A 22,469-nucleotide genomic window follows, 5' to 3' on the forward strand; every position below is an offset into this window, starting at 1 on the left:
GACGGGGCCCTGGCCGGGATCGTCAGTGGTCGTCGTCATCCAATGCTTCGTTCAGCAGAGCGCCGCCGACCAGGCCGGCCGCGCCGGCGCCGAGGACCGCGCCCATGCCGAAGCGGCGGTTGCCGCCCTGCTGCGGTTCTTGCGGGTAGCCCTGCTGCATCGGCTGCGCGTAGCCGTGTTGTTCGGGCTGCGGATAGCCCGCCTGCGGCGTGTAGTAGGGCGCGGGCGTGGTCTGTATGTGCTGGGCGCAGCCGCCGCACGTCTGGATCTGCCGGGGTACGCCCCAATGCGGGGACCACATCACCGGCATCGTGCCGGGGCCGTGGTGGGGGTCGAAGAAGCACGTCATGGTGGAACTCCCTGCTGATTGCGGTGGTGTGACGGTGGCGCCTTGCCCTGGGATCTCCTGGGCGGCGGTACCCGATGCCATGGCAGCGGGTGGTAGGGGGGACGGCGTGCGCGGCGGTGCTGCTTCGGGGGCCGGTGTCGGGTTCGGCCGCAGGACGTCGACGCCGTAGTCCTGCGCGATGCCGGCGAGCCCGGAGGCGTAGCCCTGGCCGATGGCGCGGAATTTCCAGTTCGTGCCATGGCGGTAGAGCTCGCCGAACACCATCGCGGTTTCGGCTGCGGCGTGGCCTCTGAGGTCGTAGCGTGCGATCTCGGTGCCGCTGTCCTGGTCGACGACGCGGATGTGGGCGCTGTGGACCTGGCCGAAGTTCTGGCCGCGCTGCTCGGCCTCGTAGAGGGAAACCGGGAAGACGATTTTCGCGACGCCGGCCGGGACCGTGCCGAGGTCGACCTCGATCTGCTCGCGGTCCCCGCCCCTGTTGGCCGTCAGACCATTCCCGGAGTGCCGCACCGAGCCATCCGGGCTGCGCAGGTTGTTGAAGAAGACGAAGTGCTCGTCGGAGAGGACCTTGCCGGACGGGCCGCACAGCAGTGCACTGGCGTCGAGGTCACAGCCGGCCCCCGCGGCGGTTCCCGTCTGCCAGCCCAGCCCTACACGCACGCCGGTCAGACCGGGAGCCTGTTTGCTCAGCGACACATTGCCGCCCTTGGTCAGGTACGTACTCATCTGCTTCCTCCACAACGGCGCTTGCGAAATGTGTGAAATGCGTGGCCCGGGCGGCAGGGGCTCCTCCGCTCGGGGTTACCGTGCCGGCGCCAGGAACTGGGTGGCGGCCAGGTGTGCGTACAGGCTGTCCTGGTCGAGGAGTTCTGTATGGGTGCCCGCCGCGCGTACGCGTCCTGCGTCCATCACCACGATCCGGTCGGCGTGGGTCACCGTTGAAAGGCGGTGTGCCACGACGAGGACGGTGGTCGATTGGGCGGCGTGCGTGATGACGTCGCGTACCGCGAGTTCGTTGACGGCGTCGAGCTGCGAGGTCGCCTCGTCCAGGAGCAGCAGCCGGGGTTTGCGCAGCAGGGCGCGGGCGATGGCGATGCGTTGTCGTTCACCGCCGGACAGTTTGGTGCCGCGGTGTCCGACGGGGGTGTCCAGGCCCTGCGGCAGGCGGTTGACCAGCGTGTCCAGCTTCGCTCGGACCAGGACGTCGTGGATGTCCTGGTCGGTGGTGTCGGGGGCCGCGAAGACCAGGTTCTCCCGCAGCGTCCCGGCCAGGACCGGAGCGTCCTGCTCCACGTATCCGATGGCGCCCCGCAGCTCGGGCAGAGACCAGTCCCGGACGTCCTTGCCGTCGATCAGGACCCGGCCTCCGGTTGTCTCGTAGAACCGCTCGATCAGGGCGAAGACCGTCGACTTGCCCGCTCCCGAGGGGCCGACGAAGGCCGTCATCCCGGCGCCCGGAATCTCGAAGTCGACCTGGTGGTGGACGGGTGGAAGGTCATCGCGGTAGCGGAAGCTCACGTCCTCGAAGCGGACCGACGCGGGGCCGTCGGCCGCCGCCGATGTCCCGGGACGCTCGGGGTGCTCCTGGGCCAGGGGCTCCATTTCAAGCCGCTCCACTGCGTCGATGCGGGTGATGGCCGCTGATCCCTCCTGATACGCGGAGGCCGACTGGACCAGTCTCTCCACCGGCTCGATGACGTAGAAGAGGTAGAGCAGGAAAGCGATCAGGGTGGATACGGGGATCTCTCCGGAGGCCACGCGTGCCCCGCCGACCCCGAGCACCGCGAGGAACGACAGCTGCATGGCCAGACCGACTGACCCCTCCGCCACCGCCTCCCACTTCGCACTTGTCACGCCGTGCCGCCACGACCGCTGCAGGGCCGCGTCGGCGACCGCGTTCTCGCGCTGTTCGGCACCTGACGCCTTGACCGTCCGTAGCGCGCCGAAGATCCGCTCGAGGACGGAGGAGACCTCTCCGACCGCCTCCTGCGCCCGTTCGGTGGCCTGCGCGATCCTGGGCATCACCAGGGCGACGGCTCCGCCGATCAGCACGCCCACACCCAGGGTGACGCCGAGTAGGACGGCGTCCATGAGGGCCATCATGACGATGGCCGCGACCAGGGTTATGGCGCCGGTGGCTCCGTTGACGAGCGCCTGGGTGGTGACGGCGCGCAGGAGCGTCGTGTCGGAGGTGACCCGGGACATGAGGTCGCCCGGCTGGTGCCGCTCGACCTCCGTGAGGCGCAGCCGCAGCAGCCGCCCGACCAGGGTGCGGCGGGCCGCCAGCACGACGGACTCCGCGGTCCGCTCCAGCACGTACGCGCCGAGCGCCTGGACCACAGCGCCCAGTAGTACGAGTGCGGTGAGGGCGAGGAGGATCCTGCCGATCGTCTCACCGGAGCCCAGCCGGTCCACGAGGACCTTCGTGGCCAAGGGCTGGAGCAGTCCGCTTCCGGCCCCGATCAGGGTGAGCAGGGCGGCGAGCGCGACGGCCTTGCGGTGCGGTCGGAAATGGGCGTACAGCGCCTGGAACGTCTTCGGGGCGGTCAGGCGTGCGGTGTCGGCGGCCGACAGGTCGGTCGCGGTCATGGTGGGTCCCTTTTGGTCGTCCGGTCGTCCGGGGCTTCCGGTCGTCCGGTCACTGCGGTCGCGGATCTGAGCACCGGGTCGTGCCGGTGTGTCATCGGGGGTCGGGTGTTCAGCCGGGCAGCCCGGTGAGGATCCCCCCGGCGTGGTGGACCAGGCCGGCGTACAGATCGGGCCGGAGGACCGCCAGGATCCCGGCCGCAGCGAGGAAGACGAGGAGGCCGGCTTCCCGGCCGCCCCTGAGGTGTCCGTGCGACAGGCACCTGCCCGTCGCGCACCTCTTGCAGGGCGGCGCGGAAGGGGCGGCCGGGGCCTGTGCGCGGCCGTCGCGGTCCACTCGCTTGTCGTCCATGCGTCCAGGCTCGTCGAGGGGCCGACTCATGGGTATCCGGCAGTCATCCGGAGCGCATCCCCCAGGTGGCCGACGCAGACCCCCCAGGTGGCTGATGCGCCCACTGGGGAGGAAGGGGGTGCCGGCAGCGAGCCGCGCGGAATGTCCGGGCCGGGGTGGGGCACGAGGGCGAGCCACCCCGGCCGGACCTCATCGGATGTACTTCGCCGGCTTGGTGGCGGTGTTGAGCAGTGCCTCGAGCGGTCCGCGGCGGAAGAAGCGGGACCAGAGCGCAGCGAACACGCTCGCCCCGAGGATGAACATGAGCACGGGCGCCCAGGACACCTGGGTGCTTTCGCCAGCCGATACGCCGAGCATCGACTGTACGAGGAAGTGGCCGACGTAGGCCGTCAGGGACATGGTGCCCACGGCGATGACCGGCTTCGCCAGCCGCCGCAGGCGCGGAAGGCGGTCCATCAGCACCGTCGCGCCCACGATCACGAGGATGGCGACGCCGACGCTGCCGATGATGTCGAACGTGGTGCCGCTGTGCGGCCCGGCGGCGAGCAGTTCCGAGGCCTCCCTCCGGGGAGCCTCGAAGGATCCGCTGACGAAGGAAGACGCCTCCTCGGACCCGGCGGACGACTTCCCGCCCTCCGCCATGCTCCGCAGCGCGTCCTTACCCGCCAGCAGCGGGGACAGCCCGTACGCGCCCACGGTCAGGGCGGCACCGAGCGCGGCCAGGCGCCGCTGGACGGCGACGGCCGACAGGTCGAGGCGGGCCAGCGCCATGCCGGCGACCACGAACGACATCCAGGTGATCGTCGGGTAGAAGCCGGTGAGCAGCAGGTCGAGCACGCCGACCTCGCTGAGCTTCTTGAGCGGGTCGTAGGCGTCGATGGTCTGCCGCACGGACTCGCTCACCTGCGAGTTCAGGACGAACGCCAGCTGCGGCGTGACGAGGGCGAGCCCGGCCGCGGTGATCGCCAGGGCCTTGGCGGACAGCCGCAGCAGGGGCAGGGCGAAAAGGAAGTAGACACCGTAGAAGCCGAGGATGATCACACCCCCGTACTCCGTCGCCAGCACGGTGCCCAGGGCCAGCAGGATGACGGCGCGGATCGCGATCCGGGCCTTCGCCTGCCGGCCGGCCAAGCCGGTCTTCGGCTCACGCCGTCCGGCGATCAGCATCAGCGAGAACCCGGCGAGGGTGGCGAAAAGGACCGACGAGTGCCCGTCGGCCAGGTACCGCACCCAGGCGCCGACGCCGGACGTCGCCGACAGCGCCGGGCCGATGTGGACGATGTACATGCCGAACACCGCCAACGCGCGGGCCAGGTCCACCCCGACGAGGCGTCCCATCGAGGGACCGCCCTGGGCCGGCACGGCGGACTTGGGCGGGGTTCGGGGCTCAGGAGGCGACGTCTCCTGGGGCGGCTGCATCTGTGTCATAGGGAGAATCTCGCGGTGACGCCAGGAGTCGGGCCATCCACCAGGCTTCGGTAACAGCCCCGCCGTTCGGCGGTGACCACCCCGCCGACCGGCGGGCCCGTGTCCCGACCGATCCGGCAGGATCAGGCGGTCTCGGAGGTGTCGCCCGTGCAGGCCGGCGGGAGTGGGTGTCGCCCATGACAACCGTGTTGCTCGCCCAGTGGGTCCGGCCGAGCGCGGCCGTGTCCGCCCGGCCGAAGCCGTGGCCACCCCGGGAAAGGGGGCCAGTCGGCGGGGTGATGCGCAAGATGTGCGCATCACCCCGCCGGCCTTCAGCCCTCCAGCCCGTCTATCACGCCGTCACAGGTAGCTGTCGATGGCGGGCAGGAGCGCCTGGAAGGTTTCTCCGGACGCGGGTTCCCCGATGGCGACCAGCATCCATCCCTCATCCAGTCGGGAGACCTTGGCCATGATCAGAGCGGTGTGGGAGCCGCCACCGGACAGGGTGTACCGGGCGAGTTCACTGCCCGTGGCCTCGTCCACCAGGCGGCAGTAGGCGTGTTCGACCTCGTCGAAGGTCACCCCGGTGAAGGAGTTGACGGTGAAGACGATCTGATCGACCTCCTGCGGGATCCGCGTGAAGTCGACGGCTATGGTCTCGTCGTCACCCGGGCCATCACCGCCGGTGCGGTTGTCGCCGGAATGGGTCACCGCGCCGTAGGTGCTGACCAGGTCATTGAAGTAGACGACCTCGAGTACCTCACCGCCCGAATACAGCACTGCGGAGGCGTCGAGGTCGATCTCCTTGGGCCCGATCAGTTTTCCGAGGAACCCCTTGCGCTGGGCTGCCTGCCAGCCCAGGCCCATGCGTACCCGGATGAGGGGGGTCGCGTCGGACTTGGCCAGACTGATCGTCTGGCCTTTGGTGAGGTTCACGGACATGAAGGCTCCCGGGATTGGATTGAGGGGGCTGGGGCCGGGCGAGTGCGGCGGCCCGGTGGGGCCCGCCGCCCGCACGTGGAAGGGGGCTTCCGCGTGGACGGCGCGGGCGGCGGGGGCTGGTTGCTCCGGCGTCAGAGATTGACACCGAAGTCCTGGGCGATACCGGCCAGGCCGGAGGCGTAGCCCTGGCCGACGGCGCGGAATTTCCACTCCGCGCCATTGCGGTACAGCTCGCCGAAGACCATCGCGGTCTCGGTGGCGGCGTCCTCGCTCAGGTCGTAGCGGGCGAGCTCGGCCCCGTCGTTCTCGTTCACCACCCGGATGTATGCCTGCCGCACCTGGCCGAAGTTCTGCGAGCGTGCGGTGGCGTCGTGGATGGAGACCGGGAAGACGATCTTTGTCACCTCGGACGGAACGGCCGCGAGGTTCACCTTGATGACCTCGTCGTCGCCCTCGCCCTCACCGGTGAGGTTGTCGCCGGTGTGCTCGACCGAACCGTCCGGGCTCTTGAGGTTGTTGTAGAAGACGAAGTGCGAGGAGGAGGGGGTCATGCCGCTCTCGTCGCACAGCAACGCGCTCGCGTCGAGGTCGTAGTCGGTACCGCTCGTGGTACGTACGTCCCAGCCGAGACCGACCAGCACCGCGGTCAGCCCCGGGGCCTCCTTGCTCAGCGATACGTTGCCGCCTTTGGACAGCGAAACACCCATGGGGTCCTCTCCTTGCTCTTGGTGGGATCCGGTCCGGCCCGACGGTGCGGGACGGTGCCGGTGGACACATCTGTGGGGCGGGTGGCGCCAGGTGCGTCACCACGTCCGGGGCTTCACGTGGCGGACGCGAAGGGGTCCGCTCGGCGGTATCCGACTCGCCGCCGTCGGTGGTGCGGCGGCCCCTGCCGCAGGAGATGACACGGGCGATAGCGATGGCGCCGGGGCCGGACGAAGGGGGTCAGGACAGGGGCAGACCGACCGCGCGGAGCTGGATACGGGCGTAGTCGTGGACGTAGGACCGGGCGCTGTCGCTCGTCAGCGCCAGGACGGCGACGAGGACGGCGATGGCCGCGGCGGCAGCACCGGCGAGCAGGGTGCGGGTGGTGATCGACATCGGGGGCTCCATGCTTCTGTGCTCGGCCGACGCGCCGGCCAGGTGTCGGGATGGGCGTCCGCCGGACGGTCCGCAACCGCCCTGGTGGGGGCCGGTCGTCCGGAATCTCTCCTCTTGCGGAACTCCAGACTCACGTGCCGCCCGGGGTGGCCGGTATCCCACAGGTGTCCGGTTCTCCCCGCCGACCGGCGGGTGCGCCACCCGTCACCCGGCGGGCCCGCGGCAGCAGGCAGGGGCCCAAGGACCGGGGGGCGGCCACGGTGTGATGGGCGGCCGAGGTCATGCCGCAGCGGACAGCGGCTTCTGACGGGGCCGAGCGATCCCTCTCCCCGGCGGGCAGGTACCGGCTGCGGCATAGAAGTCCCGCTCGCGCCGCTCAAGCTCTTCCCTGAGCTGGATCAGCGCCCGGTGCAGGGTGCTCTTGACCGTGCCCGTCGCAAGACCGAGGAGTTGCGCGGTCTCCTCGATGCTCAGTTGAACCCAGTGACGCAGTACGACGATGCTGCGCTGCCGGGGGGTCAGTATGCCCAGGACGTCGAGGAGCAGGGCGCGGTCGGTGTACCGGTCCGTGCTGTCCTGGACGCTGGTGTCGGGGACGTGTGCGGTGAGCACTTCCTCGAATTTGCGGGCCCGCCACCAATCCGTCCGGGTATTGATCATCGCCCTGCGCAGGTAGGCGTCCGCGAGGTTCTTGTCGGCGATCTGGTCCCAACGGACGAAGGTCTGCGTGAAGGCGCTCTGGAGCAGGTCCTGGGCGTCCACCGGGTCAGGAACCAGGCGGCGGGCCGTGCGCAGCAGCGCGTCCTGCCTGAGCCGTACGTACTCCTCGAAGCCCAGAGCCTCGTTGCCGCTGAACACGTCCGCGTCCTCCTCGTTCCGGGGCCGGCGTGCGCCCGCACCGGTGGAGGGAGAGCGGCCCGTGGCGGTCGGAGGTGCCGGGATACCTCCGCGTCCGGCGGGATACGGGCGTGGTCGTGCCCGGCTGTGCCCCGCCCTGCCGTGCAAGCCTCGGACACGATCAGGCCGTGGAAGTATCCGCCGGGCGTCTGGAGCCCTTCCCCCACCTGGCTGACCGCGCCCCGCCGGGTGGCGGTCCCAGGGGCCGGGGCACACGACCGGCCAGTGGCTGCGCCGGCTGGAGGAGAGGCAGGGCCCAGGCGCGCTGTCGCTGTCTCAGTCTCGGCGCTGGGTCATGGCGTTGTCCGCTCCACAGTCGTGGCCTTGAGGGGAAGACGGAGCCGAGGGGCGCGTGAGCAGGCGGGCGATGGTGGTCGAGCCGGCGCCGTGGAGCAGGACGCTGCCGAGGACGGTGAGGGTCATGGCGTACAGGGCGGCATCTGCGTAGGGGCCGTCGGGGAGGGCGTTGAAGGCGATCAGTCCGAACACGATTGAGGTGGTGCCGCGTGGTCCGAGGGCTCCCAGCATGAGCCGTTCGCGCCAGGTGAAGTCCGATCCGAGGAAGGCGAGCAGGATCGGAACGATGCGTACGACGGTCAGTGCGGCGGCGCAGAGCACGACGGTGGGCCAGTCGATGCCGCCGTCCAGCGTGAGCACCACGGCGTTTCCGAAGAAGAACCACATGCACATGGTCATGATCGAGTTGGTGTCCTCGATCAGCCGGAAGTCCGAGGTGTCGGGGGCTTGGGCGTCGTGTCGCCGGGTGGGGGCCTGGCGGACGTAACGGAAGGCGATTCCGCAGACGAAGGAGGCCACGAAGCCGTTGCCGCCGACCGCCACGGTCACGGTGTAGGCGAGCAGGGGCGCGAGGAGCACGAGGATCCGGCGTGACTGTGCGGTCATCCAGTTCCTTCGGCCAGCCGAGTTCATCAGCCACCCGAGCAGCGGCCCCAGCGCGATGCCGACGGCGATTGCCTTCGCCGCGGACGGAACGGCCGTGCCCAGCGCCTGCATGGGGGTGTGGGCTTGTGAGGTCGAGCCGGCCAGGATCAGCGCGAACAGGAAGACGGGCGACACGATCCCGTCGTTGTAGCCGCTCTCCACGTTGAGGAGGTTGCGCACCCGTGTCGCGATGCGCGTGTCGCGTACCAGGGTCTCGGCCGGGGCGAAGTCGGTCGGGACGACGATGCATGCGATCAGCAGCAGGAGCACCGCGGGCAGCCCGGGCAGCAGCAGCGAGCCGAGCAGGACCATCGCGGCCAGACTCAGGGGCAGCGCCACCAGCAGTGCCCGGGCGGCCGCGCCGCGATCGTGGCCGAACAGGCGGCCGCCCGGCAGTTCGGTCGCGTCGACGAACAGCAGGACCGCCAGGATGACTTCGGCCACGTGCTGGGCGACCTGGGAGTTCAAGGTGGCGGCGATCTCGCTGTGGGTGAACATCCCGGTGATGACCCCCGCGAGGACCAGCACCAGTGGGGCCCTGAGGTGCCGCTGCTCCAGCCACCCGGCCACGAGTGACCAACCGGCGGTCGCAGCAGTAATGACGATCAAGGTGGGGATCATGTGGATTCCGGTTCGGGACAACGGCGAGAACAGGGGGAGAGGGAGTCGGCCTGGGTTCGCGTCGGCGCGTCGAGCGGGCGGCCCCCGCACCGACCAGGGGGTTGCCGACTGCCGACGGACCTGACTGCCGGTGCGGGGGTGGGGTGCGCGCGTCAGTCCGTGCGGGAGGGGATGCGTATCCGTACCCGGTAGCCGCCCTCGCCGGTCGGGCCGGACTCGAAGGTGCCGTGCAGGATGTCGGCGCGCTCCTTGAGGCCCAGCAGGCCCTGGTGTGCGCCGGGCAGGGGCAGCGAGGGGCGGGACGGCGGGCTGTTGGTGACCGTCACGCCGACGGCGTCGCCGTCGTGCCACAGCTCTACGGTCGCCGTGGCTCCGGGGGCGTGTTTGCGGACGTTGGTCAGTGCTTCCTGCACCGTGCGGTACAGAGCGCGCTGGGCGGGCGTGCCCACAGTGGCGGGGAGATCGCCCGTCAGCTCCGCTTCGATGCCGCTGGACGCCACCAGTCTGCGCAGGTCGGCGAGGGTGGGCTGCGGGGTGAGTTCCGTCGCGGCTCCACCGGAGGCGCGCAGCAGCGTGACCATGGTGCGCAGTTCGTCGAGCGTGTCCACGCTCAGGGAGCGGATGGTGCGTGCCGCTTCCCTGCTGCCCGGGTCCTTGGCCGCGACTTGCATGGCTCCGGCCTGAATCGCGATCAGGCTGACCTGGTGGGAGACGACGTCGTGCATCTCGCGGGCCAGCTGGGCGCGTTCCCGGGCCAGGACTGCCTGCGCGTGCAGCTCGCGTTCGTGCTCCCGCGCATCCTCGATCTCCACCAGACGCCGTGCCAAGTCCCTGCGCGCCTGGACCAACTGGCCCAGCAGGACCGGAGCGGTGGCCGTCGCCAGGTTGTACAGCAAGTAGATCAGCGTCCAGGCCCGGCCGCTCGACGGGTCATCGTTCAGCGGAGAGTGCACCGCCATGGCGGCAGCGGACAAGAAGACGCATACGCCGAGCAGGCGACGGTCCCGCGTCCGTTCGGCAAGGGCGTACAGGGCGGCGACCGGGGCGACCAGGATGTCCTGGACCAGGGTGGCCGGCAGGGTGAGCAGGAAGGCGGCCAGCGGGAACCGCCGACGCAGGGCCAGTGCGCCACACGCGATCGTGGCGAGTGCGATGCCGAGCGGGGTACCGTCCCCGAGGCTGAGCCATGCGTCCAGCGCGGCGAGGGCGACCAGAGCGGCATCCCGCGCAGGTGGCGGTACTCGGTTCCACAGCCGCTTCCCCTCAGGCATGGCGCTCATCGGCCTTCCCGGCCGGCATCCAGCAGCCCGGCTCGCTGGGCGAGCAGCGCCGCCTGGACCCGGCCGGCCACCCGCAGTTTGGTGAGGATGGCGCTGACATGGTCCTTGACCGTGCCGGTGCCCAGATGCAGCCGGGTTCCGATATCGGCGTTGGACAAACCTTCCGCCAGCAGCACGAGCACGTCCCGCTCCCGGTCACTCAGCCGCTCCACGCGGGCCGCCTCCTCGTCCACGGCCGCAGGCCCCCCAGCAGCAGGATGCGTGCGCAGCAGGCTCCGGGAGGCCTTGGAGGACATCACCACTCCACCGTCGGCCAATGTCCTGACCAACTGGGGCAGGTGATCCGGTTCGGTGTCCTTGAGGAGGAAACCGGCCGCGCCCGAGTGGAGGGCCGTCAGAACGTACTCGTCCGTGTCGAAGGTGGTAAGCATCGCCACAACAGGGGGAGCGGGCAGGGCGCGCAGCTGAGCCAGAACCGTGAGGCCGTCCACGTCCGGCATCCGGATATCGAGGAGGACGACATCCGGACGGTGTTCCCGCACGGTGTCGAGGGCGTCCCCGCCCGACGCCGTGGCGACGACCTCGATGTCGTCCGCCGCTCCCAGGATGAGGCCGAAACCGGATCGGACCAGCGCCTCGTCATCCACCACCACTACCCGAATCACGTGCGTCGCACCCCGTCGTCCATCGATCCCCTGTCCTGCTCGACCCTAAGGTCCCCCACCAGGTCCCACGAGGTTGCGAGCCCGGTTCCAGCCGGTCGGGGGGTCCGTTCCCGCCAGTCGGCGGAGGCATCGGTACCTGTCCGATACCGCGCCCGACCGGCAGGGTTCGGGTCAGACCCGGATCAGGCGATGCGGGTGGCTACCGTCGCGGTGTTGTTGCCGGTGTTCGACTCGGCAGAGGTGGTCGTGACCTTGGCAGTGAGCTGGACGTTGCCGCCGCCGTAGGAAGGTCCGCGACCGGCGATCTGGAGGATCACACTCTCGCCGGGCTCGAGGGCACCGACGGCGACCTGGATGCGGCCGTCAGCGGCCCGCTCGGCAGTGGCATCGCCCTGGGAGATGCGGTGCGCGCGGTAACCGATGCCGTTCGGCAGCGTGACCTCCGCGCGCACCTGCTGGGCAGTGGCCTTGCCCAAGTTGGTGACCTTCACCTCCCACAGCTGCTCTTCGTTGTGATCGATGTTCGCGGGGCCGGACGCGGTCACGGCGACGTCGGCCTTGGCGACCGGTACGTCGGGGACGCCACCGCCCCAGGGCTTGCCGTGGTTCTTGTTGTAGGCGTCGGTCCAGTTCTTGGCGTAGTCAGGGTTGGCGTAGCGGTCCACCCAGCTCTTGGCGTAGTCGCCGCCGTAGGCTGCGGACGCCGGGGCTGCCACGGCGAGCGAGACACCTCCGACGGCGCTCGCGGCAAGGAGAGCGGCGGCAGCACGGCGACGCAGAGTGCGGGTCGGCTTGAGATACATGAAGCAGAAAACCTCTCGGAGGGTGGAAACAACGACGTGCCGCCCACAGCGCGGAACGGCACCCGCCAAGCCTCGCCCAGGCTTCGCACCTCACCCCTTCGGCACAGGACCCTACTCAGCAGGTCCTTCGGCCCGCCGCGCCGCAACGCAGCCTCGTCCGGAAGTACGAGACAGCCCCTTCAACGAGTCTTTTCAACCCCACGTTCACACGTGGTTCGAAGAACAGGGACGGCCTTCACGAAGCCCCGGGTGACGTCCCGTGAGGCGCTAATGGGGATGGGCGCCCGCCGGTGGGCACACTTCCCGACCCTTCCCAAAAGTGCCCGCGAGTGGGTCTTTCGACCTCGTCTGGTGCGTGGTGCGGGGCTCTGCCAGGGAGCCCCGCCCTCCAAAGCCAGAGAGGCACTGAGAGGGGCCGATGTCGACAGAGCGGGTGGAGGGCGGCGACCCGATACGCATGCCGCCCGTGGAGTCAACTGGTCAAAGAATCAACGACGTTGGTGTTGACGTGTCCGGGTCTACGCGCGTCATTATGTGCTCCATGAAGATTCCCCCACGCCTTCTGGCCCTCGGTGGTGCCGCCGCCGTCGCGGCCGCCCTCCTCGTCGGGCCCACCGCCACCGCGGCCCCCACATCCACGGCCTCCGTCTCCATCAAGGCCGTTGGAAGCATCTGCCACTCCGCGCTGCCCTCCCAGGCGCACGACACCCTGAAACTCATCGACGCCGGCGGCCCCTTCCCGTACCGGCAGGACGGCACCGTCTTCCAGAACCGCGAGCGCGTGCTGCCCAGCCAGAACAGGGGCTACTACCACGAGTACACGGTCAAAACCCCAGGCTCCTCGACCCGCGGCGCGCGCCGTATCGTCACCGGCCGGCAGAGTCAGGAGGACTACTACACGGCCGACCACTACGCCACGTTCAAGCGGATCAACTTCAGCTGCTAAGCCGGGCAGCTGGTCCAGTCTGCGGCACGACGGCCTGCCCGCCCCCCAGGGAGCAGGCCGCCGATGCACCACCCCCCAGCCGACTCCCGACAACTGCCCCTACGCGGAGCGCCGGGCCCGGTGGGCGAGGCACGCCCGCTTCCCACCGGTCCCCTCCTGAGGACGGCTTCCAGCCCCTTCACTCGTCCCCGTCCCCGCACAGATGACCGACCGAGGCCACCGAACACGCGCTGCGCACCGCATAGCGGGGGCAGGCTGGGGATCACCCGCCTGCGCCGTCCGGCTGGGCGGGCACCCGGCCATCGGCCGCAGCCACAGCGGGCAGACGGGGCATGTTGCGCAGGGCCTTGGTGATGGTGCTGCGGGCGTATCCGGTGCGCTCGGCGATCTCGGTGGGGCCGATCCCGGCCAGCCGGGCGAGGTGCAGGGCCTTGCGCAGGGACACTTCGGCGTCGTCGGCGGCCTCGTTGGCCTTCGCGCGGTCCGCCGCGGCGGTGGCCAGCGCCCGGTGGGCAGCGGCGCGGTGTTCGTCGAGGCTGTTCATCACCCCGGGCCGCCACACGATCGCCGAGTCGGGAAAGCGCCGCTTCAGCTCGGCCTGGAGGTCGACGGCGCCGACCGGGCTGTCCACGGGATACGCGGAAAGGTCGGCGGGCTCCTCACCGAGACCGTCGTCAGCCCAGTCGAGCAGGGTGCCGTCCTCGGTGCGTACCTCGATACGCCACTGTCCGAGGGTGTCGATCCCGAAGTCGACCCGCTGCGGCTTGGGAACGTCAGCGAGCGGGACCGTGCCGGGCACGGTCTTGTCGCCCATGAACCTGGTGTAGTCGATACCGCCCACGGGCGACCTCTGACTCTCCTCGGACACCACGTGTCTCCCTTCTTCGAAGTGGTGGCCACCGTACGGCGGGGGCCGTCGACCCCGGACGCGAACGCGTCGATGCCATCCGTTCGAGGAGGATGCGGTTCTCAGAAACGAACCTTTCCCGGAGCAAGATCGAAAACAGTCGACGGGAACGCTCCGAATCCCGGATTCACTGTCACAACTCGTTCTCACTCAAAAGTGGAACCAGGTACGTTCTGGGAATTGTTTGTGACAGCATTCGGGGTCATGACGGACCCTCAAACCGCACTCGCGTCCGAAGCGGACGACGTCGAGCGCCACCCCTGCCCACGCTGTCATGCAGCGCCAGGCTCACCCTGCCGCTCGCGCGCCGGCGCGGTCGCCGGGACTTATCACACCGGCCGCTTCACGAAGGTGCCCCGGCTTGCGAAGCTCCTGCGGGTGCCGACCCCGGCCGACCGGGGTCCGGGGCAGCCATGGCGGCCCGGCACCCCCGCGCCGGCTCCGGTGGACACAGACACCCCGAGCGCGGACATCCGCATCGGATACGCCCGCTGTTCGACCCTGACCCAGGAACTCCAGAGCCAGCTGGACGCGCTCGCCGCCAAGAGCATCCCCCGGGACAAGATCTTCGCCGAGAAGATCAGCACCCGCGTGCGGGTCCGCCCGAAGTTCGAGGCCGCGCTCGCCGCCGCCCGCGAGATCAAGGCCCACGCCCCGCACTGCCGGGTCATCTTCACCGTGTACGAGATGAAGCGCCTCGGCCGGGACGCCGCCGAGCTGACCGCGCTCGCCGACCACCTCGCCGCCCACGGCCTGGTCCTGGAGATGCTCGCCGGGCCGCTGGCCGGGATCTACGACCCCACCGGGCACGGCCGTCTGCTGTTCGCGTTCTTCGCCGCGATGGCCGAAACCGAACGGGAGAACATCCGCGAGTCGACCCTGGAAGGGCTCGACACCGCGGCCCGCAAGGGCAAGCACGGCGGCCGGCCCCCGGTCATCACCGACGACATGCTCCACACCGTCCTGCGCCGCCGCACCGGCGGCGAGAGCGTCGAGCAGATCCAGCCCGACCTGATCATCCCCACCGGCAAGCGCAAGGGCCACAACCCGAGCCTGTCGAGCATCTACCGGGCCCTGGCCGAGCATGAGAAGCGGCAGTCATACCCTGAGGCCGTCACCGCGGCACACGCCGACTTCGCCGCCCTCCGTCAGGGCGACCGCAGCCCCGTGTAGTTACTCAGCGCTACTTGTCTGGTGGCCGTAGCTATACGAGAACACGGCCCACATGCGCGGTTCTCGCGCCGCTGGTGGACCCGCGAGCCACCCGGGCGGCGGTCGCAGAGCGAGCGCTGCTGCGTGCCCTCGCCGGGCACTGCCACGCACCGATCGCCGGGCACGCGCTCGCCGACGAGTCCGGGGCGGTGCGCCTGGCGGGCCGCGTCTACGCCCCCGACGGCTCCGTGGCGCTGTCGTCCGAGCTGACGGGGTACACCCCGGAGGCAGTGGGCCGCGGTGTGGCCGAGGACCTCATCGGCCAAGGTGCGAACGAGCTCCTCGCCGCGTCCCGACGAGCGTGACGTCCGGCTGGGAGAGGAGCCTAGGGCGCGCGTTCCGAACCACTGACGTGGGACTTGTCACAGCGTGTAACGGGGTCACGGTTGGCATCCGGTGGAAACCGCTCGGCATCATCGAGGGGTGTTCGCCAAGCTCCGCCGCCGTCGCCCCACCACACCGGCGCCTCCCCTTCCCCCTACCCCGCCCCCCGCGCCGACGGCAGATCCTGAGGTGCCGGCCCGGGTCGCTCGTCTCAGTACGGCGCTGCTCCAAGCCGGATTCGACCTCGCCGAGCGCAGCGCTCCGGAACCGGCGTGGTTCTCCACCCTCCGCGCGGGCAACACCATCAGCCTCAGCGAGCTTCAGCAGCAGGAACTAACCGACCACCTGGCAGGAATCGCGGCGGCGAACGCTCTCGACGATGTCGCCTGCGCCCGGGCCCTCGACAAGATCGAGGCGATCGTCGTGCTCGGCGAACTGCGGGCCGAGGGCATAGTTTTCGGGTGTTCCTCTGCGTCGATCATCAGGGAGACCTCTGCCGCCAATCTGCGTCACCTGGCTGCCCTCGCACGCGAAGCCGGCGAGGACGGTGCACCACCACCTCGTCCCGGGGCCTGAAAGCCGAGGTGGTGCGGACGGTGAGGCAGCGGCTGCCCGCGATGCGGAGATCAGCCTGTCCAGAGCTCCGAGGCCGGCACGATCGTCCAGTCCCATTCCTTGTTGTCGTCGACGCCAGGGACGAGGACCAGGTCCTCCTTGCCGTCACGAGCCTGGGTGCGGGCTTCTCCGAGCTTGACCAGGAGAGCAAGGTGGAAGTCCTCGGGCAGCGATGGCAGTGGCTCCGGCACCCCGAGTCCGAAGGCGTCCTTGTGGACCAGCGTCACCGCGTCGTCGGAGCCGATCCGGGACGCAGTGACCTTGTCCACGGTGGCGCTCAGGTGGGTGATGGCGTCGGCACGGACGAGCTGTCCGCTCCGGCGCTCGTGCTGCGTCGTGCCCAGGACCCAGATGTCGGGCATGCGATTCCTCCCCAAGTGGATGATCCTCTTCCCGCCATCCTCGCTGATGGCACCGACAAGCGTTCGGTTGCCTGTCAGGCCTGAGCGGGGATGAGCCCGTCAGGCCCTGCGGAGGTGCGGGCCAGGCTGGTGCAGCCCGCGGCCCCACGGAACCAGGTCTCCTGACTGAAGGCGGGCAGGCACGAAAGCGAGATCAGGCCGGTGGCGAGGCCTTGGACGTGCTCTTCCCAGACCTGTACGAGGGCGATGGCCACCGTCTCGGCTTCCGCGGGCAGGACCTCGGACGGCTGGAACCAGATCCGGGCGAACAGCGTGCCGTGCTCCTCGGCGGCTGCGGCCAGACCTTGCTGCTCGCCGAGGGCTTGGGCTTGGGCAGCGATGTCCGCGGGCATCGGGTGCGTGCCGATCACAGCGGCGGCTGGCACGGGCAGGTGGACCACGGCGTCGGCGAGCCTCTGGGCGACGGTCTCCGGAGCGGTGCCTGGCAGCAGTCCCACGCCCACGTGGAGGAGTGCTTCCGCCGCGTGCGCGCCGTTCACCCCTTGCCGCCGGCTCGGTCGGCGGGCCAGTTCGTAAGTGGGGCGTGGCGGAAGGCGAGAAGGTGCCAAGGCAGAACGGTGTCGGGTTCTCTGCCGCTCCCGGCCTGGATCCAGGCGCCGCTGGCCCGGCGGCGCCACGGCCTACCCGCGCCGTCGGTGACCGCTGCGACGGGAGCCTTCACCTCCTCCTGGTCCAGGGGGCCGTACGTCATCAGGTCGGGTCGCTGGGTACGGCGAAGAGCCGTCGTCCGCAGCTGGACGGTGAAGTGCTGGCGGAAGCCGGGGACGCGCCCGGCTTCCGTGGGGTCGAGCACGCAGTCGTCCGTGACCGCGAGGCCTGCCTGGCTCCGGGCAAGCGCGCGGGCGGGCCCTGGAGCCGGGGGCGCCGGAGGACGGTGGCCGGGCCAGTCCAACCCGTCGTCGTCGCCGTCCAGCAGCAGCTCGTAGGTGCGGGGCTCCTCGTGTTCGCCGTCAGCGTGTCCCAGGGGCTTCCCGCAGTAGTGCATCGTCCAGTCGTCCCGCGTCATCCACCGTACTGGGCAGAGGGCGCTGCCGGGCCCGTAGCGCACGCGCAGCACGGTACGCGGATCGCGGTCGGGGATCACGACCGCCGATCTTCCGATGGCGGCCAGCGCCGCCGTGGAGGCCCGGACTGCAGGATGGTCCGGCTGGCAGACGAGGGTAAGCGTGCCGCCCAGGACGGGGTCGCTCGAGAAGCTCGCCCCGTTCACCAGGTCGTCGGGGGATCCTTCGGGCGGTCAGCGCGGCTCGCACGACGTCGGCCAGGTGGCGCGACGCCTCGGCACGGACGTACCCGGACCGGGCGTAACGGCGGCGGGCCGGGTCGTACGTAGCCTCGTGGAGCCGGGCGGAGGGGATGGTGCGTGGCCGACGGCCGGTGTAGGCGTCGACGACAACGGATTCACTCGGGCCAGGGGCGGTGATCATCAGACGGGTCGGCCGGCGCTCCAGGGCACACGGCCGGAGCGATTCGTAGATCGCGCCGGCGACGGGTGGGAGAGTGCCGGTCACGGTGCCGCCACAGCGTCGGTCTCGAAGTTGCGCGGCTTTGTCCAGGGGTAGGCCGCCCAGGCCTCGTCCAAGATCGGGTTGATGGCGGGCCGCCCGTCGGCGAGGGCTCGTAGCGACCATCCTGCGGGCGTGGGCTGCTCGATCTGGGCAAGCAGCGCCTGTTCCAGACCGGGGTCGGTCGCGATGACGGCGTCCTCGAGCTCGCTCGCCGGGGCGACCAGCGTGGGCACGTCCGTGGTCGGCAGGGTGTCCCGGAAGTCGGGGGTATTGACGAGGTGGTACGGCTCCATGGTGACCACGATGCCGAACATCGGGCGGTCGGTGGGGATATGGGTGAACTTCGCGTGCCGGTCACGGATCAGCTTCGCGGTGGTAGTGATCTGCTTCCCTATGGCCTTACCCAGCTTCTTGTCCAGCTCGTCAGCGAACTCCTGCTGAGGGCCGAGCCGCAGCTTGGCGGTGGGCCGGACCGACTTGACTTCGACCAGCAGCACGAGGCCGGGCAGGACCACGATCCAGTCGACGCTCTTCTCTCCGTTCTTCCCGTAGACGATCTCCGGAAAGACCTCGGCGCCGGGCAGAAGGCGGAGGTGCCGGCCGACGTACTGCTCGAACAGCTCGGCAAGATCCCTCGTGAACGCCAAGAACGTCTTGTCGTCCGTGTAGTGGTCGCGGCCGGTGTAGAACAGGCCCATGGGGCTGACCTTGCCCAGTACAGCGGGCGTGACCGGGATGAGGTAGTCACATCCGTAGCCGCGGACTAGCGGGCGGGCTCGCAGCGGGTTGGGGGTGTAGCGCCGCAGCAGGGGATCGGAAGTCAGCAGGCCGGCCTCGACGCGGGCACGCTCCTCTGTGGCGCTGGTAGCGAAGTGCCGTTCCACCACGGTCTTGATCGCCGCCCGGCTGGTCATGGCCTCGAAGACGGAAAGCTCGTTCTCAGGCAGCCAGGCAAGGTCGAACCGGCCCTGCCGGGCGGTCGCCACGGTGTACAGCAACAGCCCCAGCCCCACGTAGTCAGCCAGTGGGCAGCCGAGCAGGTCCTGCTCCCATCCGGCGGTGAGCACCTCCAGCGGTCTGGACGGCCTGGTCTGAACAAGCACGGCGAGGCTGCGCGCGAGTTCGGAGAAGTCGTCTTCCTGCCAGGTGAACTGCTGGCCCGCGACCCGGAGCAGGAACCCTTCCAGGCGCTCGCCGACGGGCAGGTGCCGCAGCGGGTCGTCCAAGGCCACGTACTGGGCGAGGATCTCGCGCAGGTCGTTCTCGGTGGCTGCCTTCTGCCGGTGCTCGTTACCGTGGGCCAGCGACACCCAGGCCGCGTCCGCAAGGCCCCAAGGCCTGTACAGCCCGGTGCGGTCGGTGGTCCACCGTTCCTTCGTCGGCCAATGCGCGCTCGTTCGCGCGATCAGCGGCAGGAGGGAGCTGGGCGGGTGCCGGCGGACTCTCTGGACGTACTCGCGGTCGGCGACAGGGGAGCGGAAGAACAAGCGGGGCATGCTCCTGATTGTTCCCTGCGGGCCGTACCGAACGGGCCTGAATTTCACGTTGCTTGAGTGCACTTCAGGTTCCAGCACATTGAGGCTGAGCGCGTAGCGGTCGGATCCATGGCGAGAGGGGTACGCCTGGGACCCGACCGCTGCGGGCTACCGTACGCCAGGACAGACCGCCAGCAGCATTACTTTTCGATCATGTTGTCCAGGTTCGCAGGAGCGCGGCGATTCTCTCTGCCGTGCACTCTTCGTTCCGGAGTTCGATGGCCAGGGCGCTGACCTTGGGCTGGTCAAGTTTGACCAGGAGGTCGCAGCCGAGGAGGTAGCCGTAGGCGACGGCGATGGCGACGCGGACGTTGGAGCGTTCGAGCCAGCGGAGCCGGCCGAGGGTGTGGGCGAGCGCGGCCGCCCGGACGAAGGGGCCGTCGTAGACGGTGATCTCGGCCCAGATCGCTCGATGCCGCTCGACGGCGGCGATGGCGACCCCGTAGTCGAGGATCGCAGGGTCCTCGTGGCCGGCCTCCCGAGCCACGTCGAGGATCCAGGACAGGTCGATGCTCAGCTGCTTCACGCCGCGGCTTCTCCGACCGCCTCATCGATGACGTCTCCGAAGTCCATGAGGACCTCTCGGGCGCCCGTCATGAACCGCTCGCGGGCGTCGACGGTGCTGTCCTCACGGTCGACGGTGCTGTCCTCACGCACGAGCTCGCCCACGTAGTCGTCGACGGACATGTGCCTCTGGTCAGCCCGCTCACGCACGAGGGCTGCGGTCTCCCCGACGATCTGGACCGGGGTCTGCTGTGTGTCGGCCATGCCCTTGAAGGTACCGGGCCGGGCTGTCCTGTGGGAGACGTTCCTGACTAGGCCCCGATCAGCTCCTCGACGAGGAGGCGCGCGGCCTCGGAGTGGTCTGGGGACCCGCAGGTCCGTCGTGGGAAGCGGCGGCCGCCACTGCTGTCTCCGTCGACCTTGATGCAGGTCTGCTCGGCCGGCGCCCTGCGGGCCTTCTTCTTCTCTTCCTTGGACAGCCGCATCCACTCCACGTCGTCCTGGAACCAGCGCCAGACGATGCGGTCGATCACGTGGCGTGCCGCCCGGGCTTCCCTGATCCCGGCTGTGGAGCACCGCTGCGCGGCCTCGTCAAGCGTCCTCCCCGTCCTGGTCCACCCCACGCTGGGGTCTCCGGTGACGAGCCCGGCGCGGCTGAATTCACGCATGTGGCGAATGACGGTACGCTTCCCGAATCCAGTCTCCTGGATAAGACGGTCCAGGGATAGAAGGCCCTGTGCCGTCTCCATGATCATCCAGGTGTGGGCGCCGTGGTGTCCGAGCCTCCCGCCGTGGGCGAACAGGTCGCTGGCCAGCAGCTCGAGGAGCCACTCAACATGATCACGAAGCGCGGACCTGGATCCCTCGATCCCTCCTGAGGGTCCCCCCAGCACCCCCCGGCGCCCGTTCCGGGCTTGTGTCAGACCTGTGTCTGGTGCTTCTGAAGTGACAGCAGGCCGGTGGAGGAGCTCTCCGAGCAGGCTCTGCGGGAGGGTGACCCGCCGGTTCCCGTACTTCGGGTCCCGATCCAGTTCTTCCAGGTGGCCGGCGTCCACCGCGCGGGTCAGGGCGACGTTGCACGTCTCGTGGCTGAAGCCTGTGGCGTCCGAGCAGCGGCGGGAGCCCAGGGAGACGTCCAGGCGGGCTGCCGCGAGCATCTGGAGGCCGGCGAAGAAGGCGACGGCGAGATGGGACTGGCGGCCCTTCTGGCTCCAGTAGGCGGGCCCCAGGTCGGAGAGGAACTCCAGGAAGACGCCGACGGCCATGGTGACCTCCGGAGCGGGGTCCGCGGTCTCCGCGTGCCCTTCAGGGCGACGGGCTTCGACTTCGGCGGCGAGCATCCACTGACGGATGAAGATCTTCTGGGCGTCGGCCTCGGACCGCTGACGGCGCTTCGTGCTGCCGGCGACCCGCTCGGTGGTGATGTAGGCGAGGCCCGGGTACATGCCCGACCATGCGGTCTTCCAGCCCTCGTCGTGGGAGAAGCGCGCGCGTACGAGGCCTCGTACGCAGGAGAACATCCGGTCGGAGTGCTGCTGGTGCGGCTCCAGGGGAGTGTGCAGGGCTGCACGGGCTCGTTCGTCCAGGGCGCGCCGCTGGCCGGGGAGCTTCAGGTGGCCGTTCTCGTCGGTCTCAAGAGGACGGACGCGGTCCGCACCGTGCACGTCCACCACGCTCGGGGGGAGCCCCCCGCCGCTGGGTGCGGGTTTCCGGCTTTCATGATCGTTTTCCGCATAGGGCCTTCTATCCCCGGCCGGGGTGTGCTCGTTCTCGGCCTGGGGGAGGAAAGGGAGTTCCTCCTCGAGCCACTGCGTGAGCATCTCGAACTGCGCGGGGGTGGCGCCGGCCTTGAGGCGGTCGATGGCTTCGTCGACGGTGACGCCGTCGAGGACGGAGTGTCCGCCGTCCCGGTGCGGAGAGCCTGGCGGCCGGAGTGCGCCGTAGCCGGACAGGTTGCTCAGGGGGAGCGGGTCGAAGGTGGGGAAGATCAGGTTGGCCGCGTGCGCGAAGCGACGGACGAGTTCGCCAGGGACTCCGGCCGGGACGGCGAACCAGACGTGCCGGCCTCCGCTGGGGCCGGAGATCGCTCGTACGTAGGGGATGCCGGCTGCGTCGAGGTAGGCCCCCAGCAGGTAGGCGTCGTTTGCTGCGAGGGCGATGCTGTGGTGCTTGGCGTCGAAGTCGCAGCCGATCCGGGTGAAGGGGGGATCGGTGTGACGCCCCTTCTTGGGGGTGAGGTAGACGACCACGGGCCGGCCGGCCACGGCTGCGGCCTGGTCGACGGTGATCTCTTCCTCGTAGTACGTGGACCAGCTACCCGTCTTCTCGTCCCGGGCCAGGGCGCGCATGTCGCGCCGCGGTGAAAGGGAGGACAGAAAGCGGATGAGGGTAGCCCTATTGGGGCATTCGTCTTCTGGGACGGGGCCGTTGAGGCTTTCACCGGACACGCCGGGGAAAGGCAAGGGGGTGCCGTCCCGGGGGGTCGTTGCTACTATGACAACGTCCTCTCGGGTCAGAGAAGGACAGCAGTGAGCCCGGCCCGGCGGTTGGT

At 69.8% G+C, this 22,469-nt stretch carries 24 protein-coding genes; 4 read left to right on the top strand and 20 right to left on the bottom strand.

Annotated features, from left to right (window positions below; all coding sequences use genetic code 11):
- Positions 1-22: 22 nt before the first annotated feature.
- The 12 genes from CIB93_RS39400 to CIB93_RS04570 form a co-directional block, all read right to left on the bottom strand.
- Positions 23-1,075 (bottom strand): TerD family protein, encoded by a 1,053-nt coding sequence (locus tag CIB93_RS39400; protein WP_096624287.1) that lies wholly within the window; start codon positions 1,073-1,075, stop codon positions 23-25.
- Between the two features lie 75 nt (positions 1,076-1,150).
- Entirely contained in the window at positions 1,151-2,938 is a 1,788-nt protein-coding gene (locus CIB93_RS04525; protein WP_096624289.1) for an ABC transporter ATP-binding protein, read from the bottom strand.
- 109 nt (positions 2,939-3,047) lie between these two features.
- Positions 3,048-3,287 carry a hypothetical protein gene (locus tag CIB93_RS04530; RefSeq protein WP_096624291.1) on the bottom strand — a complete coding sequence of 80 codons (240 nt, stop codon included), beginning with the start codon at positions 3,285-3,287 and terminating at the stop codon, positions 3,048-3,050.
- Positions 3,288-3,476: 189 nt separating this feature from the next.
- A complete protein-coding gene (locus CIB93_RS04535; RefSeq protein ID WP_179499963.1) occupies positions 3,477-4,715 on the bottom strand; it encodes a DUF418 domain-containing protein in 1,239 nt (412 codons plus the stop codon).
- 339 nt (positions 4,716-5,054) lie between these two features.
- Positions 5,055-5,636 (bottom strand): TerD family protein, encoded by a 582-nt coding sequence (locus CIB93_RS04540; RefSeq protein ID WP_096624295.1) that lies wholly within the window; start codon positions 5,634-5,636, stop codon positions 5,055-5,057.
- Positions 5,637-5,767: 131 nt separating this feature from the next.
- Complete coding sequence (locus CIB93_RS04545) at positions 5,768-6,343, bottom strand: TerD family protein (protein WP_096624297.1); 576 nt, start codon at positions 6,341-6,343, stop codon at positions 5,768-5,770.
- Positions 6,344-6,581: 238 nt separating this feature from the next.
- On the bottom strand, positions 6,582-6,737 hold the full coding sequence (locus tag CIB93_RS37690; protein WP_179499964.1) for a hypothetical protein: 156 nt from the start codon (positions 6,735-6,737) through the stop codon (positions 6,582-6,584).
- A gap of 279 nt (positions 6,738-7,016) precedes the next feature.
- Positions 7,017-7,595 carry a SigE family RNA polymerase sigma factor gene (locus CIB93_RS04550; RefSeq protein WP_096624299.1) on the bottom strand — a complete coding sequence of 193 codons (579 nt, stop codon included), beginning with the start codon at positions 7,593-7,595 and terminating at the stop codon, positions 7,017-7,019.
- A gap of 315 nt (positions 7,596-7,910) precedes the next feature.
- Positions 7,911-9,197, bottom strand: coding sequence for a sodium:proton antiporter (locus CIB93_RS04555; protein WP_096624301.1), 1,287 nt, complete (start codon positions 9,195-9,197; stop codon positions 7,911-7,913).
- Between the two features lie 152 nt (positions 9,198-9,349).
- Entirely contained in the window at positions 9,350-10,477 is a 1,128-nt protein-coding gene (locus CIB93_RS04560; RefSeq protein ID WP_373558711.1) for a histidine kinase, read from the bottom strand.
- Positions 10,474-11,142, bottom strand: a complete 669-nt coding sequence (locus tag CIB93_RS04565) for a response regulator transcription factor (RefSeq protein WP_096624303.1) — start codon at positions 11,140-11,142, stop codon at positions 10,474-10,476. The genes CIB93_RS04560 and CIB93_RS04565 overlap by 4 nt, the downstream gene beginning before the upstream one ends.
- 182 nt (positions 11,143-11,324) lie before the next feature.
- Positions 11,325-11,945, bottom strand: coding sequence for a DUF11 domain-containing protein (locus CIB93_RS04570; RefSeq protein ID WP_096624305.1), 621 nt, complete (start codon positions 11,943-11,945; stop codon positions 11,325-11,327).
- A gap of 541 nt (positions 11,946-12,486) precedes the next feature.
- Here CIB93_RS04570 and CIB93_RS04575 point away from each other — a divergent pair.
- Positions 12,487-12,891 (top strand): ribonuclease domain-containing protein, encoded by a 405-nt coding sequence (locus CIB93_RS04575; RefSeq protein WP_096624307.1) that lies wholly within the window; start codon positions 12,487-12,489, stop codon positions 12,889-12,891.
- Positions 12,892-13,153: 262 nt separating this feature from the next.
- Here CIB93_RS04575 and CIB93_RS04580 read toward each other — a convergent pair whose 3' ends face one another.
- A complete protein-coding gene (locus CIB93_RS04580; RefSeq protein WP_143659982.1) occupies positions 13,154-13,759 on the bottom strand; it encodes a hypothetical protein in 606 nt (201 codons plus the stop codon).
- A 483-nt stretch (positions 13,760-14,242) separates the two neighbouring features.
- On the opposite strand from CIB93_RS04580, the gene CIB93_RS04585 reads away from it, so the two are divergent.
- The 3 genes from CIB93_RS04585 (at position 14,243) to CIB93_RS04595 (ending at position 15,910) form a co-directional block, all read left to right on the top strand.
- Positions 14,243-14,971, top strand: coding sequence for a recombinase family protein (locus CIB93_RS04585; protein WP_257002012.1), 729 nt, complete (start codon positions 14,243-14,245; stop codon positions 14,969-14,971).
- A 74-nt stretch (positions 14,972-15,045) separates the two neighbouring features.
- Positions 15,046-15,315: a hypothetical protein gene (locus tag CIB93_RS04590; protein ID WP_179499965.1), complete on the top strand. Its 270-nt coding sequence runs from the start codon at positions 15,046-15,048 to the stop codon at positions 15,313-15,315.
- A 208-nt stretch (positions 15,316-15,523) separates the two neighbouring features.
- Complete coding sequence (locus tag CIB93_RS04595; RefSeq protein WP_096624315.1) at positions 15,524-15,910, top strand: hypothetical protein; 387 nt, start codon at positions 15,524-15,526, stop codon at positions 15,908-15,910.
- Between the two features lie 50 nt (positions 15,911-15,960).
- Here the strand turns inward: CIB93_RS04595 and CIB93_RS04600 are convergent, their stop codons facing one another.
- The 7 genes from CIB93_RS04600 to CIB93_RS04630 all read right to left on the bottom strand — a co-directional run bounded on the left by CIB93_RS04600 (position 15,961) and on the right by CIB93_RS04630 (position 22,266).
- The gene (locus CIB93_RS04600) at positions 15,961-16,311 is read right to left on the bottom strand and encodes a hypothetical protein (RefSeq protein ID WP_096624317.1); all 351 of its coding nucleotides are present in this window, start codon (positions 16,309-16,311) and stop codon (positions 15,961-15,963) included.
- Between the two features lie 74 nt (positions 16,312-16,385).
- On the bottom strand, positions 16,386-16,808 hold the full coding sequence (locus tag CIB93_RS04605) for a hypothetical protein (protein WP_143659983.1): 423 nt from the start codon (positions 16,806-16,808) through the stop codon (positions 16,386-16,388).
- A gap of 38 nt (positions 16,809-16,846) precedes the next feature.
- Positions 16,847-17,581 (bottom strand): hypothetical protein, encoded by a 735-nt coding sequence (locus tag CIB93_RS04610; protein ID WP_096624321.1) that lies wholly within the window; start codon positions 17,579-17,581, stop codon positions 16,847-16,849.
- A 297-nt stretch (positions 17,582-17,878) separates the two neighbouring features.
- The gene (locus CIB93_RS04615; RefSeq protein WP_143659984.1) at positions 17,879-19,375 is read right to left on the bottom strand and encodes a hypothetical protein; all 1,497 of its coding nucleotides are present in this window, start codon (positions 19,373-19,375) and stop codon (positions 17,879-17,881) included.
- Between the two features lie 190 nt (positions 19,376-19,565).
- Positions 19,566-19,940 (bottom strand): fic family toxin-antitoxin system, toxin component, encoded by a 375-nt coding sequence (locus tag CIB93_RS04620; RefSeq protein ID WP_257002013.1) that lies wholly within the window; start codon positions 19,938-19,940, stop codon positions 19,566-19,568.
- Positions 19,937-20,182 (bottom strand): hypothetical protein, encoded by a 246-nt coding sequence (locus CIB93_RS04625; RefSeq protein ID WP_096624325.1) that lies wholly within the window; start codon positions 20,180-20,182, stop codon positions 19,937-19,939. Before CIB93_RS04625 ends, CIB93_RS04620 begins: the two co-directional genes overlap by 4 nt.
- Positions 20,183-20,229: 47 nt before the next feature.
- Positions 20,230-22,266 carry a hypothetical protein gene (locus tag CIB93_RS04630; protein ID WP_096624327.1) on the bottom strand — a complete coding sequence of 679 codons (2,037 nt, stop codon included), beginning with the start codon at positions 22,264-22,266 and terminating at the stop codon, positions 20,230-20,232.
- Positions 22,267-22,469: the final 203 nt, after the last annotated feature.

The organism is Streptomyces sp. WZ.A104 (assembly GCF_002382885.1).
In the GTDB taxonomy this organism is placed as follows: Bacteria; Actinomycetota; Actinomycetes; order Streptomycetales; family Streptomycetaceae; genus Streptomyces.